General features: G+C 65.3%; 18 protein-coding genes and 2 tRNA genes. 11 read left to right on the top strand and 9 right to left on the bottom strand.

The window, feature by feature from the left end; genetic code table 11:
- Nucleotides 1-852 precede the first annotated feature (852 nt).
- Nucleotides 853-4,482: a hypothetical protein gene (locus tag HALDL1_04110; protein ID AHG05137.1), complete on the top strand. Its 3,630-nt coding sequence runs from the start codon at nt 853-855 to the stop codon at nt 4,480-4,482.
- Nucleotides 4,483-5,343: 861 nt separating this feature from the next.
- Nucleotides 5,344-5,733 carry a pyridoxamine 5'-phosphate oxidase gene (locus HALDL1_04105; protein AHG02887.1) on the top strand — a complete coding sequence of 130 codons (390 nt, stop codon included), beginning with the start codon at nt 5,344-5,346 and terminating at the stop codon, nt 5,731-5,733.
- A 198-nt stretch (nt 5,734-5,931) separates the two neighbouring features.
- Here HALDL1_04105 and HALDL1_04100 read toward each other — a convergent pair.
- Nucleotides 5,932-6,004: transfer RNA gene (locus HALDL1_04100), tRNA-Asn, on the bottom strand.
- Between the two features lie 98 nt (nt 6,005-6,102).
- Between HALDL1_04100 and HALDL1_04095 the strand changes: the two genes are divergently transcribed.
- A complete protein-coding gene (locus tag HALDL1_04095) occupies nt 6,103-7,452 on the top strand; it encodes a tRNA CCA-pyrophosphorylase (protein ID AHG02886.1) in 1,350 nt (449 codons plus the stop codon).
- Here HALDL1_04095 and HALDL1_04090 read toward each other — a convergent pair.
- The 4 genes from HALDL1_04090 to HALDL1_04075 form a co-directional block, all read right to left on the bottom strand.
- Nucleotides 7,431-8,447, bottom strand: a complete 1,017-nt coding sequence (locus HALDL1_04090; GenBank protein ID AHG02885.1) for an acetoin utilization protein — start codon at nt 8,445-8,447, stop codon at nt 7,431-7,433. The genes HALDL1_04095 and HALDL1_04090 overlap by 22 nt on opposite strands.
- The gene (locus HALDL1_04085) at nt 8,444-8,875 is read right to left on the bottom strand and encodes an aldolase (protein AHG02884.1); all 432 of its coding nucleotides are present in this window, start codon (nt 8,873-8,875) and stop codon (nt 8,444-8,446) included. Before HALDL1_04085 ends, HALDL1_04090 begins: the two co-directional genes overlap by 4 nt.
- Nucleotides 8,876-9,073: 198 nt before the next feature.
- Nucleotides 9,074-10,495 carry a replication protein A gene (locus HALDL1_04080; protein AHG02883.1) on the bottom strand — a complete coding sequence of 474 codons (1,422 nt, stop codon included), beginning with the start codon at nt 10,493-10,495 and terminating at the stop codon, nt 9,074-9,076.
- Nucleotides 10,496-10,624: 129 nt separating this feature from the next.
- Nucleotides 10,625-11,293, bottom strand: coding sequence for a hypothetical protein (locus HALDL1_04075; GenBank protein ID AHG05136.1), 669 nt, complete (start codon nt 11,291-11,293; stop codon nt 10,625-10,627).
- 151 nt (nt 11,294-11,444) lie between these two features.
- Here HALDL1_04075 and HALDL1_04070 point away from each other — a divergent pair.
- From HALDL1_04070 to HALDL1_04060, 3 genes are all read left to right on the top strand, one after another.
- Nucleotides 11,445-11,517: transfer RNA gene (locus tag HALDL1_04070), tRNA-Arg, on the top strand.
- 408 nt (nt 11,518-11,925) lie between these two features.
- Nucleotides 11,926-13,176: an MFS transporter gene (locus HALDL1_04065; protein AHG02882.1), complete on the top strand. Its 1,251-nt coding sequence runs from the start codon at nt 11,926-11,928 to the stop codon at nt 13,174-13,176.
- A 60-nt stretch (nt 13,177-13,236) separates the two neighbouring features.
- Complete coding sequence (locus HALDL1_04060; protein ID AHG02881.1) at nt 13,237-13,848, top strand: hypothetical protein; 612 nt, start codon at nt 13,237-13,239, stop codon at nt 13,846-13,848.
- A gap of 13 nt (nt 13,849-13,861) precedes the next feature.
- Here HALDL1_04060 and HALDL1_04055 read toward each other — a convergent pair whose 3' ends face one another.
- Complete coding sequence (locus tag HALDL1_04055) at nt 13,862-14,101, bottom strand: hypothetical protein (GenBank protein AHG02880.1); 240 nt, start codon at nt 14,099-14,101, stop codon at nt 13,862-13,864.
- Nucleotides 14,102-14,938, bottom strand: coding sequence for a protease (locus tag HALDL1_04050; protein ID AHG02879.1), 837 nt, complete (start codon nt 14,936-14,938; stop codon nt 14,102-14,104).
- A gap of 284 nt (nt 14,939-15,222) precedes the next feature.
- Here HALDL1_04050 and HALDL1_04045 point away from each other — a divergent pair, with 284 nt between their 5' ends.
- Entirely contained in the window at nt 15,223-15,372 is a 150-nt protein-coding gene (locus HALDL1_04045; protein AHG02878.1) for a hypothetical protein, read from the top strand.
- A gap of 42 nt (nt 15,373-15,414) precedes the next feature.
- On the opposite strand, the gene HALDL1_04040 is transcribed toward HALDL1_04045, so the two are convergent.
- Nucleotides 15,415-15,624: a hypothetical protein gene (locus HALDL1_04040; GenBank protein AHG05135.1), complete on the bottom strand. Its 210-nt coding sequence runs from the start codon at nt 15,622-15,624 to the stop codon at nt 15,415-15,417.
- Nucleotides 15,625-15,720: 96 nt separating this feature from the next.
- Nucleotides 15,721-16,488 (bottom strand): NAD-dependent epimerase, encoded by a 768-nt coding sequence (locus HALDL1_04035; GenBank protein AHG02877.1) that lies wholly within the window; start codon nt 16,486-16,488, stop codon nt 15,721-15,723.
- Between the two features lie 72 nt (nt 16,489-16,560).
- Here HALDL1_04035 and HALDL1_04030 point away from each other — a divergent pair, with 72 nt between their 5' ends.
- From HALDL1_04030 to HALDL1_04015, 4 genes are all read left to right on the top strand, one after another.
- Nucleotides 16,561-16,863: a hypothetical protein gene (locus HALDL1_04030; GenBank protein ID AHG05134.1), complete on the top strand. Its 303-nt coding sequence runs from the start codon at nt 16,561-16,563 to the stop codon at nt 16,861-16,863.
- 46 nt (nt 16,864-16,909) lie between these two features.
- Complete coding sequence (locus HALDL1_04025; protein ID AHG02876.1) at nt 16,910-17,236, top strand: hypothetical protein; 327 nt, start codon at nt 16,910-16,912, stop codon at nt 17,234-17,236.
- 60 nt (nt 17,237-17,296) lie between these two features.
- Nucleotides 17,297-17,716, top strand: a complete 420-nt coding sequence (locus tag HALDL1_04020) for a hypothetical protein (GenBank protein AHG02875.1) — start codon at nt 17,297-17,299, stop codon at nt 17,714-17,716.
- 453 nt (nt 17,717-18,169) lie between these two features.
- Nucleotides 18,170-20,407, top strand: a complete 2,238-nt coding sequence (locus HALDL1_04015) for an alpha,alpha-trehalose-phosphate synthase (GenBank protein ID AHG02874.1) — start codon at nt 18,170-18,172, stop codon at nt 20,405-20,407.
- Nucleotides 20,408-20,409 lie beyond the last annotated feature (2 nt).

Below are 20,409 nucleotides of genomic sequence, written 5' to 3'. Positions count from 1 at the left end.
GCGAAGTGATCAAGAATCGGTGTAGTCAGCGGCCAGGAGGTATCAGGCACAGAGAGCACTAGTTTAAGCGTCCTAAACCGGTGGAATCACCTAATCAAACTCTTCCTCAGCTCATTCCTAATTGGGTGAGTGGGGTGGGGTCCGTCTATGTCGAATCCGAGTAATCCCTCTAAGAAGAATACAGGTAGTGACTCAGAGCCAGCGCAGGAAACACAGAACGATGAGGACACTCCCCAGAGGGGTGTTCCGGGTGTAAGTCAGGAGGACTCTGAGACACAGAGGAAAGAATCATCAGAGGGTAAGTGTGGGCGAGTGTTTCTGCGAGTGCGTCCATCTCGTGATGACGTGGAGACGGAGACAGTGCTCTCGCATGTTCGTCGCCTCCACCAACTCACTAGCGAGAAGAAATCGACTCTTGGTCGCCATCCCCTCGGGGGCCTGCTCCGAACACGAACTTCAAGTTCTAGAGAGCGGCCGGTGTTCGAGTGCTTGCTTGTCTCACCGGGGGACGGATCCATTGAGTATCTCTTTGGTGTGAATTCCCCGGGGCTCCTTGGTGGGTTTGAGCGTGTTCTCCAGGGGTTGTTCCCGGATTCCTACGAACTCGAGCGAATCACGAAACCACAAACCTACCCCCGGGAGGCCCTCGGGCCTGGAACCACCCACGAAACACCACTCGAAAATACCGAGGCGAATCCTGAGAAGAGGGCTACTGAGGGAAGCCTGAGTACCCAGGGTTTGGTTGGAGTGGTCTTTGAGGGCATGGTTGGACGCTCACGGGATTGGCAGACTAGTCTTCAGAATTTCGGGTCATTCCAAGCCAGTGAACATGCTCGTATTCCGCTTTCTGGAGTGCTTGAGTTCCTCACGAGTCACGACCGCCCGGGAGTATACCAGATGCTTCTGCGTCCGAAGCCGGATTGGTCGAGTGAGGCTGACGCTCGAATCAGGGATTTAGAATCTCATCAGGATGGATTGGGTGCGCAACTGACGAGCACGGTCTTTGGTAGTGCCCCCGAGGATACACCATTATCTCAGAGTGATAGTGAGCGTATTGAGGACATCCGGTCGAGAGAGTCGCATCGGTCGTTTGTGGTGAACGCCCGCCTCCTCACCACCGGCTCTCAAAACGAATCCTATGGCGGAATCGATGGGGGCGAAAGCGAGAGTATAGACCCAGAGAGGATTGAGGGAGACGAGCTCGAGACGGACGAGAAGTCCGAGAGTAGTATGGGTGGTTTGGAGGGGTTGTTTGGGGAGCTCGGGAGTTCGAAGTACGGGGTTCAGGGTCGCCTACAGCGAGGGAAGAGCGCGAGAAAACTAGGGAGGGCAATTTGTAGTAGAGATTTCGAGGAGGCGTCCTTCGGGGGGCTTCGTTCGCGTTTCACCCGAAGAGGGAGTCCGGGAATCGTGGTGGATGCGAGTGAAGCTCCGAGTTTCTTCGTTCTGGATGGGAGTGCGCTCACGAACCAGGGCGTACGTGGTGTCGCCCCAACACCAGGCGAGCGAACCCAGCTAAATCGGCCACCACCGAGTGAACTCGAAACCTACCGTGGTCGTGGGCTTCCCTTGGGGCGTGCGCTCACCGAGGACGGGAGCACCGAAGAAGAGTCCATTACGCTTCCTCCGAGCCTCCAGTCATTACATGTGGCGTGGTTTGGGCGGACTGGCTCGGGGAAGTCTACGAGTCTGATCAATGGGATACTCGAGAACCAAGAGGCGACGGGTGGCGCGGATATTCTGATTGACCCGAAGGGTGATGGGATGGCCATCGAGTACCTCCAGGCGCATTACGCGAAACACGGGAACCTCGATGGCGTGACGTACTTCGATTGTGCTCGCGTGCTTCCCGCGTTCTCATTCTTCGATATCCGCCCAGAACTCGCGATGGGGATTGCGCGCACAAGCGCGGTCGAAGACAAAGTCGAGCACTACATCGAGATCCTAACTCAAATTATGGGCCCGGAGCGCTTCGAGCGCGCCGTACGCTCTCCGGATATTATTCGGTACGTCCTGAAGGCGATGTTCGACCCTGTGCATGGCCAGGACGCATTCACGCACCGCGAGTTCCATGAGACTGTTCAGAAGATGCATGAAGACCAGACCCCGCCCGCAGTCTCAGACCCAGACCTTGAAGGAATGCTGGCTGGTGTGACAGCGAATCAAGCGCGTTCGTTTAACGAGCTCATGGGTGGGGTAGCAACGCGCGTCGAGAAGATTCCCGTTGATCGACGTCTCGCTCGCATCTTCAATCACACACCAGATTCGAGAACCATCGAGAACGCCCTTGAGAACACTACTCCAGAAAGCGAGACGAGGATAGAGGATTCAGAGTCAGATTCCCATGGCGTAGGTGTTGAGTCCGGTACTGGTGGTGGGGAACCCCTGCAGGAGGACGCGGGTAGTGAGAATTTAGGTGTGGATGGTGGGGAGGGTGTGGGTGGGGAAGATTCGACTCCGGTCAGAGGGAGTGAGAGTGGTAGAGCGGGTTCTGAGGGGCTGGATGCGTATTTTGATTTGTTCGAGCACATCAGTGAGGACGAGGTCATCATCTTCGACACGGGTGGATTGCGTTCGGAGTTCCAGCGCGTGCTTACGCTGGTTGTGCTCTCGAATCTCTGGAGTGCACTCAAACGCCGCAGCCAAGAAGACCAAACAACCAAATCAGGACTCGACTCCGGTATAGAGCCTACTCAGGAACACGAGGGGGAGAGTCCTCGTGAGGGGAGTTGCGAAGATGGGAGTGCACCACGCATAGAAGCTGAGGATTCTTCTGATTCTAGGAGAGCTAACTCTGCTTCTGGAGGGAATGGTGGGAATAGTGGGAGTGAGAGCGGGAGTACTACGGGATTGGTGAATGTGTATGTGGAGGAGGCTGCGAGTGTGGCTGTTTCTGGGTTGCTTTCGGAGTTTCTTGCGCAGTCTCGGGGGTTTGGGTGTTCGGTGACGTTGGCGATGCAGTTCCCCCAGCAACTCGAGGATGCGAGTCCGCGGGCGTACAGTGAGGTCTTGAATAATGTCTCGACGATTGTGACGGGGAACGTAGCCTTGGATCGCCGTTTGGCTGAGCGTCTCACGACTGAGGATACCTCAAGAGTAGAGGTTGGGAATCGGTTGCGTGCGCTTAGGCGTGGACAGTGGATGGTCAGGTTGCCCTCGGAGTTTAATTCGGTTGAGCCTCGGCCATTCCTCCTCCAATCACTCCCCCAACCCCCGGGAATCCCGGATGGCCCCGAGCCACTCACTGATGAAGAGGATGAGGGCTTTGTGAGCGCGCTCAGAGTGGCTCAGGAACGGACGGAGGAAGAATCGGGCGTGGTTGTTCGCGAGCCCAGTACTATCCCAGAGAACGCCCATACGGACGCCACCGAAGACAGCGAGGATGAGGATGAATTAGGATTGGGTGTGGGTGGTGTATTGAGTCCGCTCGCGCTCACAAAACGCCTCCCTGCTACTGTTGAGTACCAGGGGGAGACGCATGCCCTTGTGTGCCGAGAGTGTGATTCGCGGTATAATCCTACTCGAGACGGAATGGAGCGCGCGATTGAGTGCTGCTCTAGTCTGAGTGACGTCGACGAGGACGATATCCCGATTACGAGTCTGCACCTGAAGCTCACACCCAAAGAATTCGAGGCGAGTGGGTGGAGTGCGCGTCAACTCGGGTTCGTTCAAGCGGTGTATAATGCTCAGCAACTCCGGTATGACCCTCCTGAGTATGATTTGATGGAGGATTCGATGTTACGCCTCCAGGAGTACACGGGCATCACCAACGAGGAGATCCAGGAACTCCTCAAGGCGGACGTGGTGCGTCATGATACGGACCACCCCCACCGGTTGTATTCTGTGCCTGCGAGTGGTCGCCACGCTATCGGTGAGCAGTACCGCCAGGGCATCGATTATGGGCATGGGAAGGGTGATCTCGATGAGTCCAGTGAGCACGTGCTCGCGGTTGAAATCCTCCGCCAGCACATAATCGAGGAATACCAGAAGGACCCTGACTCCAGAGTCACTGAGGTTGTTCCGTACTACGAGCTCGACGAACAGGATGAGCCTGCATTCCCCGCGGACGCATTCATGGCAACTAGTGAGGACACCCCTCGGGAGGCGAGTGAGGAATACGACCAGCGCCGCCTCGACGTCGTCGGCCTAGACACCAAGGGAAGTGTGGTGGTTGCGGGTGAGGCCGAGCGCATCAATCATGACGTAGCGCGCGCGGTTCCTCGAGATTACGATAAGATGGCCGCCTGCAATCCCGAAGAAGCAATCTGGGTGGTCATGAGTCAATCCGCAGGCCACGACGTCCTCCAAGCACTCAACGACCCACTCGAAGGCGAACCCCGGGTCGAGAAGACGTATGCCCCGACAACGCCACCCCACCAATTCCGCATCCAAGAGCCAGGCCTCACTGCAGTCTACCCCGCTGAATGGCTACACAAGCAAACCAAGGCGAAAGTCAACCGGGAATCCCTCGACCAGTCATAGTCCGTAACCGGGGAAGAAGACCACCCCTGGAAGTAACATGCCCCCCTCCAAGTAGTCAGCAAAGACAGTGAGGGAATGAAGAAGCTGAACGAGTGGAACATACTCACTGAAATCCCTTGAGCTGCCAGTAGAGCACCCCTCTAGGAACCACCAACACTCACACCCGCCTCATAATCGCTCTAAACCCCCGCAAACACAGTACAATACAGAGAATCACACCCCAAACACACCCGCGCGTGTCAGATAGCCCGCCAGACACTCCCGATGGGTGCCCCAAGAACCACAATCTCACTCAGAGAACCAAGGAAACAGAGTGCAGAAACCACCCGGTGAGGAGTCGAAACCACCACACTGCAGCCCATTATGAACCCAATAGACTCAGCGAGGAATACCCTCACGCCCACTCCTTGAATGGCCAAGCCGCAAAGAGCCAAACACACAACCACCGAGGAAACCCCCGAGAACACCCAAAAGACGAACTCCCCATACAACCACCCCACAAGAAAACCCCAACCCCCAGGTTCCATACAAAACACAATCCACACTCAAACTTAGATCACAGCACAAACTCACCCACCAATAAACACAGAACCAACCCCATACACCCCACCAAACAACAGCCTACGCGTACTCTTGCGGAAGAAATGGAGGAGTATGAGTCCGGGAAGAGCGCCCTAGAAGTTACGAGAGTGTCTTTCGCTTGATTGAGCGGGTTTGTTCTTGATAAGTTATTTTGTGTCTCGTTACTTGCCCGGAGAGGACGAAATAGTACGGAGTTCACTCAACTCTGCGAACAGTGACACCCCTGATTCGCTTGGGTATCCGGACCAGATTGAGGGGGCTGGCACTCGAATCCCCGGTATGTCCCAGACCGTCCCCGAGGAGGCCGAAGCACTGCTCACCAGTGAGCCGCTGGTCGCGCACCTGGGAACGAGCCAGGAGAATCGGCCGCACGTCGCGCCGCTCTGGTACAACTACCGCGACGACACCGTCGAAATCGTGACGACTGGACGCAAACTCGAGAACATCCAGCGGAATCCCCGGGTCGCCCTGTCGGTGCAGAAGGACGAGGACGGCCGACCGCAGTGGGGCGTGACCCTCCAGGGGAAGGCGGAGGTCATCGAGGACGACGAGGAGGGGCGAGAGGTGCTGCACCGCATCAACCGGAAGTACGGTGTCGACGAGGACGCGTGGTCGGAGAACACGCCCGTCCGCATCGACGTGGACACCGTGAAACACTGGACGTACTGACGTGAGAGGACATCGCGGCGACCCTCAGCCGTCGCTTCGCACGTTGTCGCGGAAAGAACCACGCCGCCGCCAGGGCTCGAACAGGTGTGAGACGGTCGGCTCGCCACGCTCGCCGCTGCGACTCACGTGCTCGAGCCTGGTCGGCCCGTCACGGTCCATCGCGGAGCCGACGCTCCGCGAGTGGACGCAGAGAAGTGACGCCGCCGCCAGGGCTCGAACCTGGGACAACCTGGGTAACAACCAGGTGCTCTACCAACTGAGCTACGGCGGCTTGCACCCGTTGCTATCCGGCGGGATTTGATATGGCTTTCGTTTCGCCAGCAGACGAGCCATCGACACGGCTTAGGCGGAGCCGCGTGAAGCCGCGGTATGAGCGAGTTCGAGGCGGTCGTCGAGCGCGTCCGCGAGCGCGTGGACCCGACGCCCGACGAGCGGGCCGCGCTCGCAGAGACCGTGGAGCGGCTCACGGACCGGGCGCGTGAGGCCGTCACCGAACTGGACGTGGACGCGGACGTGCTGCAGGTCGGGAGCACGGCGCGCGGGACGTGGGTCGCGGGCGACCGCGACATCGACCTCTTCGTGCGGTTCCCGCCGGACATCTCCCGGGAGGACCTCGAGGCGTACGGCCTCCAGGTGGGCAACGCGGTGCTGCCGGAGGGCCGCGAGGAGTACGCCGAACACCCCTACGTGAAGGGCGTCTTCGAGGGGTACGACGTCGACCTCGTGCCGTGCTACCGCCTGGATTCGGCGACGGACATCCAGTCGGCGGTCGACCGGACGCCGTTCCACAACGCCTACCTCGTGGAGCGCCTGGACGACAATCTGGCTGGCGACGTGCGGCTGTTCAAGCAGTTCCTGAAGGGCGTCGGCGCGTACGGCAGCGACCTCCGCACGCGTGGGTTTTCGGGCTATCTCACGGAGTTGCTCGTCGTGGAGTACGGCGAGTTCCGGGAGACCCTGGAGGCTATCAGCGAGTGGGAACCACAGGTCCGTCTGGACCCCGAGGACCACGCCGCGGCGACGTTCGACGACGCGCTGGTGGTCGTCGACCCGACGGACCCCGAGCGGAACGTCGCGGCCGTCGTCTCCGATACGAACGTCGCCCGGGTCATCCACCACGCCCGGGCGTTCCTCGCCGACCCCGACGAGGCAGTGTTCGAGCCGGACTCCCCGGAACCCCTCGACGCGGCGGGCGTCCGCGAGCACGTCGAGCGGCGCGGGACGACCCCGCTCGCGGTGGTCTTCGACGCGCCGGACCTGGTCGACGACCAGCTCTATCCGCAGCTCTACCGCTCCCGGGACGGCCTCGTGCGAGGCCTCGAGAAGCGCGGGTTCTGGGTGCTGCGCGCGGCGACGTGGGCCGATGAGCGCGCGGTGCTGTTCGCGGAACTCGAAGTCGCAGAGCTGTCGGCGGTCGAGCGCCACGAGGGACCGCCCGTCTACGTCTCCGGCCACGCGACGGGGTTCTACGAGAAGTACGCCGACACGGACGCCTACGGACCGTTCGTGGACGGGGAGCGCTACGTCGTCGAGCGCGAACGGGACGTGCGGACTGCCCGCGAGTTCGCCGAGGACCACCTGCCGGACGTCGCGCTCGGCGCGCACGTCGAATCAATCGTAGAACGGGGCGACTACGAGGTGCTCGTCGGCGAGCGCGTGGCCTCGCTCGCGGACGAGTTCGGCGAGGAACTGGCTGGCTACTTCGACCCGAGCGCCTGATGGTCCGCGTGGATGTCCTCGAGTAGCGCGCGGGCGTCGTCGGTCACGTCCGCGTCCGGCTCGATGGGGTCGCGGCCGTCGAACGTCTCGTGGACCATGCCGATGCCGTCGGCGAGCGCGTCCAGGCTGTAACCGCCCTCGAGCACGAACGCGAGCGCCGCGTCCGTCTCTGCCGCGATGTCGCGTACGCGGTCAGTGAGCAGCGCGTACCCCTCGTCGGAGACGTGCATCCGGGAGATGGGGTCGTGGCGGTGGGCGTCGAAGCCCGCGCTCACGACGAACAGGTCGGGGTCGAACTCGGCGAGTGCGGGCGCGAGCAGTTCCTCGACGGCCGCGCAGTACTCCGCGTCACCGAACCCACGAGGGAACGGCACGTTCAGCGTCGTACCAGCGCCCTCGCCCTCGCCCCTCTCGTCGGCGTCGCCCGTCCCCGGGTAGAGGCCCTCCTCGTGAATGGACGCGTAGAAGACGTCGCCGCTGTCGTAGAAGATGTCCTGCGTTCCGTTACCGTGGTGGACGTCCCAGTCGAAGATGGCGACCCGCTCCGCGCCGAGGTCGTCGAGGGCGTACTGGGCGGCGATGGCGGCGTTGTTCAGGAAACAGAACCCCATCGCGTCGCCCTCGACGGCGTGGTGGCCCGGCGGCCGACCGAGCGCGAACGGCGTGTTCCGGCCGTCCGCACCGTTCAGCGCGGCGCGCACGGCGTCCATCGAGAGGCCGGCGCTCGCGAGCGCGGCGGGCCACGTCTCCGGGCACGCGATGGTGTCGGGGTCCCAGTTGCCACCGCCGGACGCGCAGAACGACTGGATCTCCTCGACGTAGCCGGCGTCGTGGACGGCCGTCGCGTCGGCCTCGGTCGCGGGCGCCGCGCCCTCGTAGGTGACGCCGTGGCACTTCGCGAGACCGCGCTTGATCGCGACCAGGCGGTCCGGGCTCTCGGGGTGGCGCGCCCCGGGGTCGTGGTCGAGACACGTCTCGTCGAACCCGAATCTCATTCCACGAGCTCGAAGTATGTCTCCACGTCCTCGGCCTGTACGGTGCGCCGGCCGGCGTGTTCGGCGAGGACCACGGCGCCGCGCGCGGCGTCCGTCGCGTACACCTCGAGGAGGTCGGCGAGCGCGACGCGCGCGTCCTTCGCGACCCGGAACCGGTCGTCGATGTCGAGGCGCGCGATGCGGTCGACCGGCGCCACGGGGAGCGTCAGGTCGTCGCCCTCGGGCGCCGTCTCGGTGCCGAAGTCGGCCGCCATCAGTGTCTTTCGGCCGTCCGCGGCCGCGCGTTCGGCGGCGTCCGCTGCCAGTGTCGCCCCCCGCCGCTGGATGCGGCGCGCGAGTTCCTCGGCCGCGTCCGCGCTCACGCGTAGGTCGCCAGCGTGCTCCCGGATGAGGGTGTCCACGGGCGCGAACGGGAGTTCGACGCTCATGCGTCAATGCGTGGCTGTCGCACGCTTAACTGTTTCCGTTAGGCCAAACGGGTGTAGGGGTGCCAACACGCATTTCGACGTCGGGACTGGACAGCGAGACGCCACGTCCGGCGACCACAGACGGACACCAGCGAGGCTGCCGACACGGCCACCTCTGACAGCGAATCCCAACTTGGTTCCGCGACGGAAAACAGACTCCTACCGCAGTTCTTCGGCGCGGAGGCGGCCGTCCCGAAGCGACCCGCGGACTGTCAGTTCCTGGCCGAGGGTCACGTCGGCGTCCGTCTCCACGCTCATCGTCTCCTCGCCGTCGTCCAGAATCACCGGGTCCTGGGCCTGCACGACGACGCCCGTGAACTCCACGTCCTCGCCCTCGGCGACCGCGCCGCCGTCACTCGCGGCGCTCGCTGTCGAACTCGCATCTTCGTCGTCGCTACCGCCGTCCGAGCCACCACTGCCGAACGCCGACAGTCCGGTGGCCCCGTCGCCACCGTCGTCGGTGTCCGTGGCGGCGCCGTCCGCGAGCGGGATGACCGTCGACCCCCAGCCGGCCGACGCCTCGATGTCGTCCTGCCAGCCGTCCTGGACGTCCACGTCGACGAACGCCACCTCGTCGCCGGGGCCGATGTCGAGGTCGGCCTTCTCCCCCCAGAGCGCGACCCGGATGTCTCCCGAGTCGTCCTGCAGGCGGACGTTCCGGACCTGGCCCTCGCTGCCGTCGTCGCGGTCGAACGTGCGCTTGGGGTCCGCCGAGCGGATCACGCCCGCGATGTCCGCGGAGTCGTCGAGTTCCAGCGCGTCGATGGGTGTCGAGTCCGGTTCGTAGGCGACGTCCTCGTCGACGACCTCGACGGCGCCGCGGTCGCCGACGTGGAGTTCGAGGCTGCCGTCACGCTCCCGCACGTAGCCGTCGACGACTTCCACGACCTCGCCCGCGTCAAGTTCGGTCGCGCGGTCGGCCTGGTCGTCCCACAGCGTCACGCGGACGCGGCCGGTCTCGTCGCCGACCACGAGGTTCGACACACTCCCCTCGCTGCCGTCGTCGCGGTCGAACGTCCGCACGCTCTCGGTGGCGAGAATCTCGCCGGTGAGGTTCACGTCAGAGATGCCCAGCGAGAGGTCGCCGACGGCGTACTCGTCCTGGACCTGGACGTCGATCTCCTCGTCGTCGTCGACCTCCATCTGGTCGACGCTCACCTCGACGCCGTTGTAGCCGTCCTTCGGCCGGCCCTTGATGCGGAGCACCTGCCCGACGTCGAGTTCGTCGGTGGCGGCCGCGGCCTGCTCGTCCCACAGCGAGATGCGGACGCTGCCCGTCTCGTCCGCGACCTCGACGTTCACCACGCGGCCCTCCGGGTTCTCCTCGTCGTCGCGCTCGAAGGTCCGCACGTCGCCGACGCTCGTCACCTTCGCGAGGAACTTCACCTCGTCCATCTCCACCTCGATGTCGGCGATGCCGTTGACCTCGCCGTCGTCGAGTTCGTGGGCGATGAGCATGGCGGCCGTCTCCTCGTCGGCCAGCCCGCCCATCTGCTCGACCTTCGACTCGACGGCCTCCCGGAACTCCTCCAGGCTGACGTCGGTGTCGAGGTCCTCGTAGATGTCCTCAGTGTCGCCCATAATCGTAGTTCACCACAAGGAGACGCCGCGCATAAGCGTTGTCCTTGGGGGATAACGTCGATTCCGTCCCGCGATTTTCCGTCGCACGGGAGGGGGTGTGTCGCCCTCCGATATGAACCCTCGGAGTCCTCAGACGACGTGGTCGAGCATCTCCTCGCGCAGGTACGTCAGGAACGCCGCGGCGTCGTACGACGACGGCTGGTACACCTCGACGTAGCCGCTCCGGGACGCGGTCATCTTCACCTCGTCGCCGTCGTGGCCGTAGGAGAGCCCGAGCTGGTTCAGCCTGGAGTCCGCGAGCAGGCTGTCGAGGTCGTGGCTCGCCCGCAGGTCGGCGCCGTGGAAGACGCCGTTCATCCCCGCGTCGCCGTTCCCCGAGAATCCCGCGCGCCACGGTGTCGCCGACCCGTGGCTCGCGAAGAAGCCGTCGAGGTCGAGGGTCGCCCGCTCGAGGTTCGTGTTCGTCTCCGCGCCGATGAGGTCGAACGCGAACTCCCCGTCCCCGCTACTGACCACGACGAACTCGCCGGTGACCCCGACGAACTCCGTGTAGTCCGTGACGACCTCGGTCCCCTCCGTGACGCGAATCTCGTCGTCCTCGATGGCCGCGTCCCGCTGGTTCGCCAGCCGCTCGGCGGCCGCGCGACCCGCGAACGCCATGCTCCCGTCCGGCAGGGAGAACACGCGGTCGATCTCGAGGCGGCGCGCCAGCTCCTGGTCGTCCTCGGTGACGGTCTCCGTGAACGAGTCCACCATCTTGAACGTTCCATCGACGACGGCGAGTACGCCTGCCCTCATGTGCGACCGACCGACGGTAGCACGGGATATAACCGATTTGTTTCGTGTCCGCCCAGCGGGGTGTCCTGCTCGCCGACAGGTCGTGCAAAGAGCCACCACCGCGGCCCCCAATCGTAACCGCTTTACGTAATCCCGGGGTACTGTTGAACGAGTCCGGGTAGGGTAGTGGACTATCCTCTTGGCTTGCGGAGCCAGGGACCGGAGTTCAAATCTCCGTCCGGACGTTTTCATCGCCGTACTGAGTCCGTGAGCGACGCTTGTGTCGCTCGCGGCGAGCAAGCTGCGAAACGTCGAGGAGATTTGAGCAGGAGAGTCGCAGCGCCGAACACAGTGAGGCGACCGTCTCTCCGAGTTCAAATCTCCGTCCGGACGTTTCTTCGCTCACTAGCGTTCGCTCCGAAACGACCGGACGTGCCTGCGCTCGCTTCGCTCGCGCAGACTCCGTCCGGACATTATTTCTACGCCGCTATGGCTACGGGTGCCCTCCGTGTGGCTGGCACCAAGAAACGCTGCAAGCCCGGAGGGTTTCCCAACCCTTTTGGGAAATTTTCGCCTAGCAGGGCGTAGATGGACGTGAACGACGGCGCGGCGGGCCGCCCGGTTCGGCGGAGAGCGAGCGAGGCTAGAGAGTCGTGAGCGCCGTCAGTCGACTCGCCGAACGCGTCCGCAACCTCACAGACGACTACCTAGTCATCGGCGCGGTCATCGTCTCGACGTTCTTCATCGGCTTCGGCGGCGGCGTCATCTTCCCGATCCTCCCGAACCTCGGCGCCGTCCTGGGCATCTCGCCGTTCCTCGTCGGCGTCATCCTGAGCGCGAACCGGTTCTCGCGGCTGTTCGCGAACGCGCCGGCGGGCGTGCTCGTCGACCGCGTCGGGACGCGGACGCCGTTCGTCGTCGGGATGTTCGTCCAGGGGTTCGCGACGTTCGGCTACGTGGTCGCGATGGTCGCCCCGTTCCCCGAGGGCTGGTTCATGGGCGCCCGCATCCTCTGGGGCGTCGGGAGCGCGCTCGTCTTCGCGACGGCGTACACCATCGCCGCGGACGTCAGCGACGGCGGGTCCCGCGGCGCGAACATGGGCCTCATCCGCGGCGGCGTCCTGTTCGGGTTCCCGACGGGCGTCGTCGTCGGCGGCGTCGTCAGCGAAGTCTCGGGGACCATCACCGCGTTCGTCGTCGCCACCGTCTTCGCGTTCTTCGCGAGCGGCGTGGCGTACTTCACGGTCCCCGAAACCCACGTCGAGGGGACGTCGAGCAAGTCGGTGAAGCCGTGGGACGTCAACACCGGCCTCCCGGCGGTGACGGTGGGGCTGGTGAACTTCGCCGTCCTCTTCGTCTACATCGGCGCGCTGTTCGCCACGCTCGTGCTGTTCCTGAACCAGAAGGACCTCGGCGTCTTCGGCCTCGGCCCGCAGGGCTCCTCGGGCATCTTCATGGCCATCACGGTCGTCGCCGCGGGGACGTTCATGTTCCTCGGCGGCTACGCGAGCGACCGCCTGCAGTCCCGCGTCCCGACCCTGCTGTTCTTCCTCGGCGCCACCTCTCTCGGGTTCGTCCTGCTGGCGCTGGCGGACTCCGTGGCGAGTCTGGCCGTCGCCTGCGCGCTCGTCGGCACCGGACAGGGCGGGACGAGCGGCCCGCTGATGGCCCTGCTTGCCGACCTCGTCTCCGACGAACAGATGGGGCGCGCCGTCGGCACGAACAACGCGTTCGGCGACATCGGCGGCGGGTTCGGTCCGGTGGTCGCGCTCCCGCTGGTCGACGCCGTCGGCTTCTCGCCCGTCTACTTCGCGTGTGCGGCGCTCCCCGTGGTCGCCGCGCTGATTCTCGTCGCGGGCGTCCGCCGGGAGACCGGGAGTTTCCTCCCGAGCGTCCGCGCCTGACGAGTGTCCGAGGGCGCCGCCGGACGAGACGTTTTTGCGGGTCGGCGCGCAACCCACCCCATGGACGCGGCGCTCCGCGCGGGAATCGCGATTCACAACGCCGGCCACTACCACGCCGCCCACGACGCCTGGGAGGACGAGTGGCTGGAACTTGACGACGGCTCCGACGAGCGACTGCTCCACGGTCTCATCCAGTTCACGGCGGCCATCCACCACGCCCGGAACCGGAACTGGGCGGGCGCCGTGGGCCTCTGCGAGAGCAGCGCCGGCTACCTCGCTGACCTGCCGGCGGACTACCGCAGCGTGAACGTCGGCGCCGTGCGAGCGTACGTGGACGCGCTCGGCCGTGACCCCGAGTACGTCGAGCGGGCGGCCCCCCAGCGCCTCGAACTCGACGGCGCCGCGCTCGAGCCCAGTGACCTCGACGCGCCGGCCGCGATAGCCGCGGCAGTCGTGCTCGGCGAGGAACTGGGCTACGACGAAGAGATGCTCGAGGACGCTGCGAGGTACGCCGAGCGCGGACTGGCCGACGGCGAGCTGAACGAGTTCGGCGTGTTGCTCTGTGACTTCCTCACCGAAGGCCCACAGCGCGCGCTGGTCGCGACGCGACTCGGCCAGCACGTCCAGCGGCGGCGGCGACGAGAAGCGGATGTCTCGGGACTGTTCGACTGAGTTCTGTTCCTGACTACGCGTACGTCTGGTAGGCGATGACACCAGCGACGGCGATGCAGGCGACGCCGAGCGCGCGGGCGACGTACACCCACGCCGTGGGGATGTTGTCTTCGCCACCGTACTCGCCGTGGCGGCGCCGTCGGTGCGGACCCATGAACACGGAGAGTCGGATTGCTGTCCTGGGTGCGGCGACGAGGCCGACCCCGAGGAGCACCCCCAGCGCGACCGCGAGGAGTTCGCGGACGCCCGCCATCTACGAGCGGAGGCGGCGGATGCGCTCCTCGACGGGCGGGTGCGTGGAGACGAGTTTCGCGAGCGTGCTCTTCGAGCCGCCGAAGATGCAGAGCGCGCTCACGTTCTCGTCGAGGCGGTCGTCCTGGGAGCGCTCGTTGCCCTGCTGAATCTTCTCGAGGGCGCGGGCGAGCGGGTCGCCGCGGCCGATGACGCCCTTCGCGTCGGAGTCGGCGACGTACTCGCGGTAGCGCGAGATGGCGAGCACGAACAGCATCACGAAGAACTGGACGAGGTTGCCGACGACGATGGCGAGGAAGAAGTCCGCCAGGTTGTTGTCGCCCGTGAACAGCACGACGTACTGCGCGATGATGCCGACGACGGACGCGATGCCCTGGCCGAGCACCATCATCACGACGTCGCGGTTGTCGATGTGCGCGAGTTCGTGGGCGAGGACGCCTTCGAGTTCCTCGCGGTCGAGCAGCTGGATGAGTTCGCGGGAGACGACCACAGTGCCGTCACCGCGGCGGCCGACCGCGAACGCGTTTGGCACGCCCATGTTGGCGACCATCAGCCGCGGCTTCTCCATGCCCATGTCACGGGAGACGCCCTCGACGAACTGGTGGATCTGGGCGTACTGCTGTTCGTCCATGTCCTCGGCCCCAACGCTCCGTAACGCCGCCCACTTGCCGACCTTGTACTGGAAGCCGACGAGGACGACGCTGCCGAGGAGGGCGATGGCGAGGATGGTGTTGTTCTGGCCGAACATGGCCCACGCCACCGCGATCGCCACCGAGTATAACGCGAACAGGATGGAGCCGACGAGCACCATCCGAAGCTTCAGTCCGGGATGTTTCATGGGTGGGGGTTACGGGCTCGGTCTTATAAATCCATCTCCGTGGGCTTGCACGGGCGTGCAACGTATCCGCGCTCCCGTCCCGGATTCTCGCCGGTCAGTCGGCGTCGGCGACAGCGAGGGACGGCTGTCGAGTTGCACACCGAACCCACCCACCGCTCCTTCTGGAACATCTGAGATAATAAAGCGTAGAATCATACGAACGCATCTCTTCCCACTCTCGTCCTCGAATTCCATCTACGAATAATAGGATTCCGTTTAATGCCACCCAGTGAATCGGGAGTGGCATGAGTCAACACGACCCGTACAGCATCGAGTCGGGAGAGACGCAGTACGAGTGCCGGGACTGCCTGCACAGGGTCACCACAGCGGAGGCGAAGTGGGTCTGCCCGGAGTGCGGGGGAAAACTCCGCAACATCAGCGTCCCGCGGGAGTGAAAGCGAGCGAGCAGTTGGTTCCTCGTCCCGTCGAACCGCTGGCTACTGTCCAGTCGCGTCCCGGTCGCGGCGGCGTCCGATTGCGAGGGCGACGAACAGGACGACGGCCACGACCGTGTAGAACGCCGCATCGACCCAGACGCCGACGAGGTAGGCGGAGCCGGCGAGATACGGACCGACGAGTAGCGCAATAATCAACTGCTGGCGTCGCTCGATGCCGGCGAGTCGGTTCTGGAGGGCGGGGTCGTCCATACAGGGCCGACATCGTTGGCAGAGGCAAAAATAGTCCGCTCCACAGACAGGTCGTGGCCTATTCGAGCTGGTGGACGCAGCGTGTCGAAACCGGCCTCAGTCGTCTTCGGCGGCCCGCTCGTCGTCGTTCCACTCCGCGGAGTTATCCCGCGGGTCGTAGCCCAGCACCTCGCGAGCACGCTCCAGGCTGTAGTACTTCCGGTCGTTGTCCGAGATGCCGTAGACCACCTCGTAGCCGTACTCTGCCTCGAGACAGCAGTCGAAAAGGTGCGCACAGTCGCGGTAGGAGAGCCACATCGCCTGTCCCCGCTCGTAGTTGATGGGCGGGTGGCCCTCGGTGAGGTTGCCGATGCGGACCGCGACGAAGGAGAGGTCGCACTCGTCGAAGTAGTAGCGACCCAGCGTCTCGCCGGTCGCCTTCGAGACGCCGTAGAGGTTGCTCGGACGCGGGAGTTCGGTGCCGTCGAGGCGGAAGTCGTCGTCGCGGCGGTAGAGGTCTGGCTTCCGGGCCGTCTCGTAGTGCCCGACGGCGTGGTTCGAGGAAGCGAAGACGAACTTCTCGACGTCGGCGTCGACGGCCGCATCGAGGACGGTCTTCGTGCCGTCGATGTTGTTGCGGAGCACGCTCTCCCAGGGTGCCTCGGGTCGGGGGTCGCCCGCGAGGTGGACCACCGCGCCGACGCCTTCGACGGCGTCGCGGACGGCGTCCTCGTCGGTGACGTCGGCGACCACGTAGTCGTGGTCGGGGTCACCTGTCGGCGGATCCCGGTCGAGCAGCCGCCAGTCGTAGTCGTCGCCGATGCCGCCGAGGATGGCCTGCCCGACGCGGCCCGTGGCGCCAGTGAGGAGGACCGGGTCGTCCATTCGTGTGAGAGTCGCGGCCACCGGGCAATGAATCGTGCGGTTCGCACTGTCTAATGGGTCGAAGGCCGACACGTGTTGGCATCCCAGCGCGAGGCCACCCACCAGCGGGACCGGACCCGAGCACGGAGTTCGCGCCTCGCCTGGGCAATCAGCTTCTGTGGCGCGCTCGTCGCCGTGGCGGCGGGCTACGCGCTCGTCGGCGTCCCGGTGGTCTCGGAGGTCGCCGGGGTCCCCTTCCCGTTCGCGGGCGCCGCCGTCGTGCTCTCGGTGCAGGACGTCTCGACGTGGCTGCGCGTCGCGGCGCTCGCTGGACTCGCCTGTGGGCTCGCCGGTTTCCTGGCCGTCACTTACACGGCCGTCGAGGACTGGCCGTAGGCGCGGCAGGCGACAGTTCTTAGCCGCGGCCACACGCAGGACTCGTATGGCAACCGACGTGGAGCAGGCGTGTTTCGAGGCAGGCATCAAGTTCGGCGCGCTCTACCACCAGTTCGCGGGGACGCCGGTCAGCCCCGCGAGCGCGGGGAGCATGGAGACGGCCATCGAGGAGTCCATCGAGAACCAGCCCTTCTGCGAGTCGGTGAGCGTCGACATCCTCGTCGGGGAACTCCCCACGGACCACGGCTACACGGAACTGACGGGCGAGTACATGGAGGTTGAGGTCGTCGTCGCCTACGAGGGTCACGAGGTGGTCGCGGAGATGGCGATGGACGACGGCTACCCGCTGATGGAACTCGCGAGCGTCTCGTAGCCGGATTTCACCTTCAGTACGAGGCGGGTCTTTAAATTCCGTGCCGGCGAACTCGGAGCTATGAGCCAGTCATCGCTCGACGACGACGAACTGTTCGGGGAAGCGGCCGAGGAGATGCGGGCCGACGTGGAGGAACACCTCGCCGCCGCCCGCGCGGAACTGCCGACCGGGGACGACATCTGGGACGTGGAGGCGGACAACACGCTCGGCGTGCTGAACGCGCTCCGCTCCGCGCTGGCCGTCGAGGACGTCGAGACCCACCTGCGGGACGCGAAGAAGGCCTTCGTCGTCGGGGAGCGCGCCGACGCCTTCGAGGACGCCGACGACCTGGAGGCCGAACTGACGGCCGTCGAGGACGTGCTCGCCGACCTGGAGACGGCCCGCGACCAGGTGGGCGAACTCGCCTCCACGATTCCCGAACTCCGCTCCGCGCTGGAGGACGCGCACGCGGCGGGTGGTGCCGACGAAGACGACGACTGACACTCTGGCCCACTTCACCCCGCTCTCCTGCGAGTAGGGGCGTAGGTGGGAGACAGCGAGTACGACGGTGAACTGCGCGAGCGAAACGCCCCGAGAGACGCCGCGACACGGTAACGAACGGGTGAACGGCGTCCGTAATCTGCGCTTATACTCTGGTATCACGGCCCTAGGCCCGTGAATTCGGGGAAACAGACTCTCCATCTTATCCGGCTCACGGCCGTCTACACCCCCGTAGCCCATGGCAGGCAACATACGGGCGTGGAGCCCCGTCGACCGGCAACGAACCGAGCGCAGTCGAACCGTACCGGCCTGGACTCCGGACGGGGGCGATGCATCGTGACCGACCGCGATGAGGGTGACGACGGTCCCCCCGTCGTGGACGCACTCGAGGGCCGGGAACTGCTCGTCGCGTCGAATCGTGAGCCGTACACCCACAGCTACGACGGGGGCGAGGTGTCGGTGTCCCAGCCCGCGGGCGGCCTCACCGCCGCGCTCGACCCCATCATGCAGGAGCTCTCCGGTACGTGGGTCGCGTGGGGGAGTGGGGACGCCGACTTCGATGTGGCCGACGACCGCGGTCGCGTCGAGGTGCCGCCCGAGGACCCGTCGTACACCATCCAGCGCCTCCACCTCAGCGACCGCGAGCTCTCCGGCTACTACTACGGCTACAGCAACCAGGTGCTGTGGCCGCTCTGTCACGGGATGCCGACGCGGGCGAGCTTCGACGCCGAGTTCTGGCAGTACTACACCCAGGTCAACGAGACGTTTGCGGACGCCATCGTCACGTGCGCCGAGGACGACGACCCCGTCGTCTGGTTCCAGGACTACCACCTGGCGCTGGCGCCCCGGCTGGTCCGCGAACAGCTCCCGAACGCCTTCCTCACCCACTTCTGGCACATCCCGTGGCCCGCGTGGGACACCTTCCGCTCGTGCCCGGAGCACCACGAACTGCTCGAGGGACTGCTCGCCAACGACCTGCTGGGCTTCCACAGCGAGACGTACTGCGAGCACTTCTGCGAGTGCGTCGCGGCGGTGTTCGAGGACGCCACTGTCGACGCAGACGCCGGCCTGATAACCTACGAGGGGCACACGACGCGGGTGCAGAGCCAGCCGCTGGGCGTCGACGCCGACGTTCACGCCGAGCGCGCGGGCGCCGAGGAGACCGAGGAGCTCTGGGAGACGTTCTCCTCGCGGCACGCCCTCGGCGAGAAGGTCGCGGTCGGCGTCGACCGTCTCGACTACACGAAGGGCATCCTCCAGCGCCTCGACGCCCTGGAGTGGCTCTGGGAGCACCGCCCCGACCGGCGGGGCGAACTCACGTACGTCCAGAAGGGCAGCGAGTCCCGGACCCAGATAGACGAGTACCAGGAGCTCCAGGACGAGGTCGAGCGCCGCGTCCGCGAGATCAACGACCGCTTCGCCACCGCGGAGTGGACGCCCGTGGTGTACACCAAGGACCACTACTCCCGGGCAGGGCTGACGGCGCTGTACCGCCACGCGGACGTCGCGCTCGTGAGTCCGCTGCGCGACGGGATGAACCTCGTCGCCAAGGAGTACGTGGCCTCCCAGCTCGACGACGACGGCGTGCTCGTGCTCTCGGAGTTCGCGGGCGCCGTGGAGTCCCTGGGCGACGCCGCGCTGGTCGTCAACCCGAACGACATCGAGGAGTTCGCGACGACCATCGAAGCCGCGCTCTCGATGCCCGAGCGGACGCGGAAGCGGCGGATGCGGGCGCTCCGCCGGCGCGTGCACGGCGAGGATACGGACGCGTGGGTGACCAACCAGTTCACGGGCATCCCCGTCGACCGCGACGGCGAGGGCGGGTCGGAGTCGCCGAGTTGGCAGTCAGCTCCGGTCTCGGTCTGGGGCCGCAAGCAGTGGCTGGCGGACAACCTCCGGCTGGCCGACGGCCTGTTCGTGATGACGGACTTCGACGGGACGGTCGCCGACATCGTCGACGACCCGGACGCGGCCGAGATACGCGACCGGGCGAAGGAAGCCCTGGAGACGCTGGCGGACCACCCCCGGGCGGCCGTGGCGGTGGTCAGTGGACGCGCCGTCGAGGACGTTCGCGAGCGCGCTGGCGTCGAGGACGCCTACTGCGCGGGCAACCACGGTCTCGAACTCCACGACGGCAACGAGCGGTCCGTCCACTCCGCGGCCCACCAGGTCCAGGAGGTGCTTCCGCGGGTCTGCGACGCCGTCGAACGAGTCTTCGCGGGCGACGACGGCGTCATCGTCGAGGACAAGGGCGTGACCGCGACGGTGCACTACCGCCAGGCCGACGTCGACCGCGAGGCGGTCCAGGAGGCCGTCGAGGCCGCGCTGGACGACCACGACGGCTACGACGCCCTGCGGATCACCGAAGGCAAGCAGATCGTCGAGCTCCGCCCGGACGTCGACTGGGGGAAGGGGTCTACCGTCGAACTACTCAGGGAGCGGTTCACCCCCGACGACGAGCAGTGGCTGACGGTCTACCTGGGCGACGACACGACAGACGAGGCGGCATTCGAGGTGCTCGGCAGCGATGGCGTCGCGGTCGCTGTGGGGTCCGACACGGACGCGACGGCCGCGCCGTACGTCGTGAGCGGGCCGCGGGAGGTCGTCGACCTGCTGAACTGGTTCGCCGGGGAGGGACTGGCGAACCTCGACGAGGCGGTGCGCGAGGACGCGGTCGTCGAACCCAACTGACC

The organism is Halobacterium sp. DL1 (genome assembly GCA_000230955.3).
In the GTDB taxonomy this organism is placed as follows: Archaea; Halobacteriota; Halobacteria; order Halobacteriales; family Halobacteriaceae; genus Halobacterium.
Note: the sequence above shows the minus strand (reverse complement) of the source record. Positions and strands in the feature narration are given on the sequence as shown.

Excerpts from the sequence above, each read along its gene's own strand:
- HALDL1_04035 (AHG02877.1), bottom strand. The coding sequence starts at position 16,488 with ATGGACGACCCGGTCCTCCTCACTGGCGCCACGGGCCGCGTCGGGCAG.
- HALDL1_04105 (AHG02887.1), top strand. The coding sequence starts at position 5,344 with ATGTCCCAGACCGTCCCCGAGGAGGCCGAAGCACTGCTCACCAGTGAG.
- HALDL1_04095 (AHG02886.1), top strand. The coding sequence starts at position 6,103 with ATGAGCGAGTTCGAGGCGGTCGTCGAGCGCGTCCGCGAGCGCGTGGAC.
- HALDL1_04050 (AHG02879.1), bottom strand. The coding sequence starts at position 14,938 with ATGAAACATCCCGGACTGAAGCTTCGGATGGTGCTCGTCGGCTCCATC.
- HALDL1_04075 (AHG05136.1), bottom strand. The coding sequence starts at position 11,293 with ATGAGGGCAGGCGTACTCGCCGTCGTCGATGGAACGTTCAAGATGGTG.
- HALDL1_04080 (AHG02883.1), bottom strand. The coding sequence starts at position 10,495 with ATGGGCGACACTGAGGACATCTACGAGGACCTCGACACCGACGTCAGC.
- HALDL1_04045 (AHG02878.1), top strand. The coding sequence starts at position 15,223 with ATGAGTCAACACGACCCGTACAGCATCGAGTCGGGAGAGACGCAGTAC.
- HALDL1_04040 (AHG05135.1), bottom strand. The coding sequence starts at position 15,624 with ATGGACGACCCCGCCCTCCAGAACCGACTCGCCGGCATCGAGCGACGC.
- HALDL1_04090 (AHG02885.1), bottom strand. The coding sequence starts at position 8,447 with ATGAGATTCGGGTTCGACGAGACGTGTCTCGACCACGACCCCGGGGCG.
- HALDL1_04020 (AHG02875.1), top strand. The coding sequence starts at position 17,297 with ATGAGCCAGTCATCGCTCGACGACGACGAACTGTTCGGGGAAGCGGCC.
- HALDL1_04085 (AHG02884.1), bottom strand. The coding sequence starts at position 8,875 with ATGAGCGTCGAACTCCCGTTCGCGCCCGTGGACACCCTCATCCGGGAG.
- HALDL1_04060 (AHG02881.1), top strand. The coding sequence starts at position 13,237 with ATGGACGCGGCGCTCCGCGCGGGAATCGCGATTCACAACGCCGGCCAC.
- HALDL1_04025 (AHG02876.1), top strand. The coding sequence starts at position 16,910 with ATGGCAACCGACGTGGAGCAGGCGTGTTTCGAGGCAGGCATCAAGTTC.
- HALDL1_04055 (AHG02880.1), bottom strand. The coding sequence starts at position 14,101 with ATGGCGGGCGTCCGCGAACTCCTCGCGGTCGCGCTGGGGGTGCTCCTC.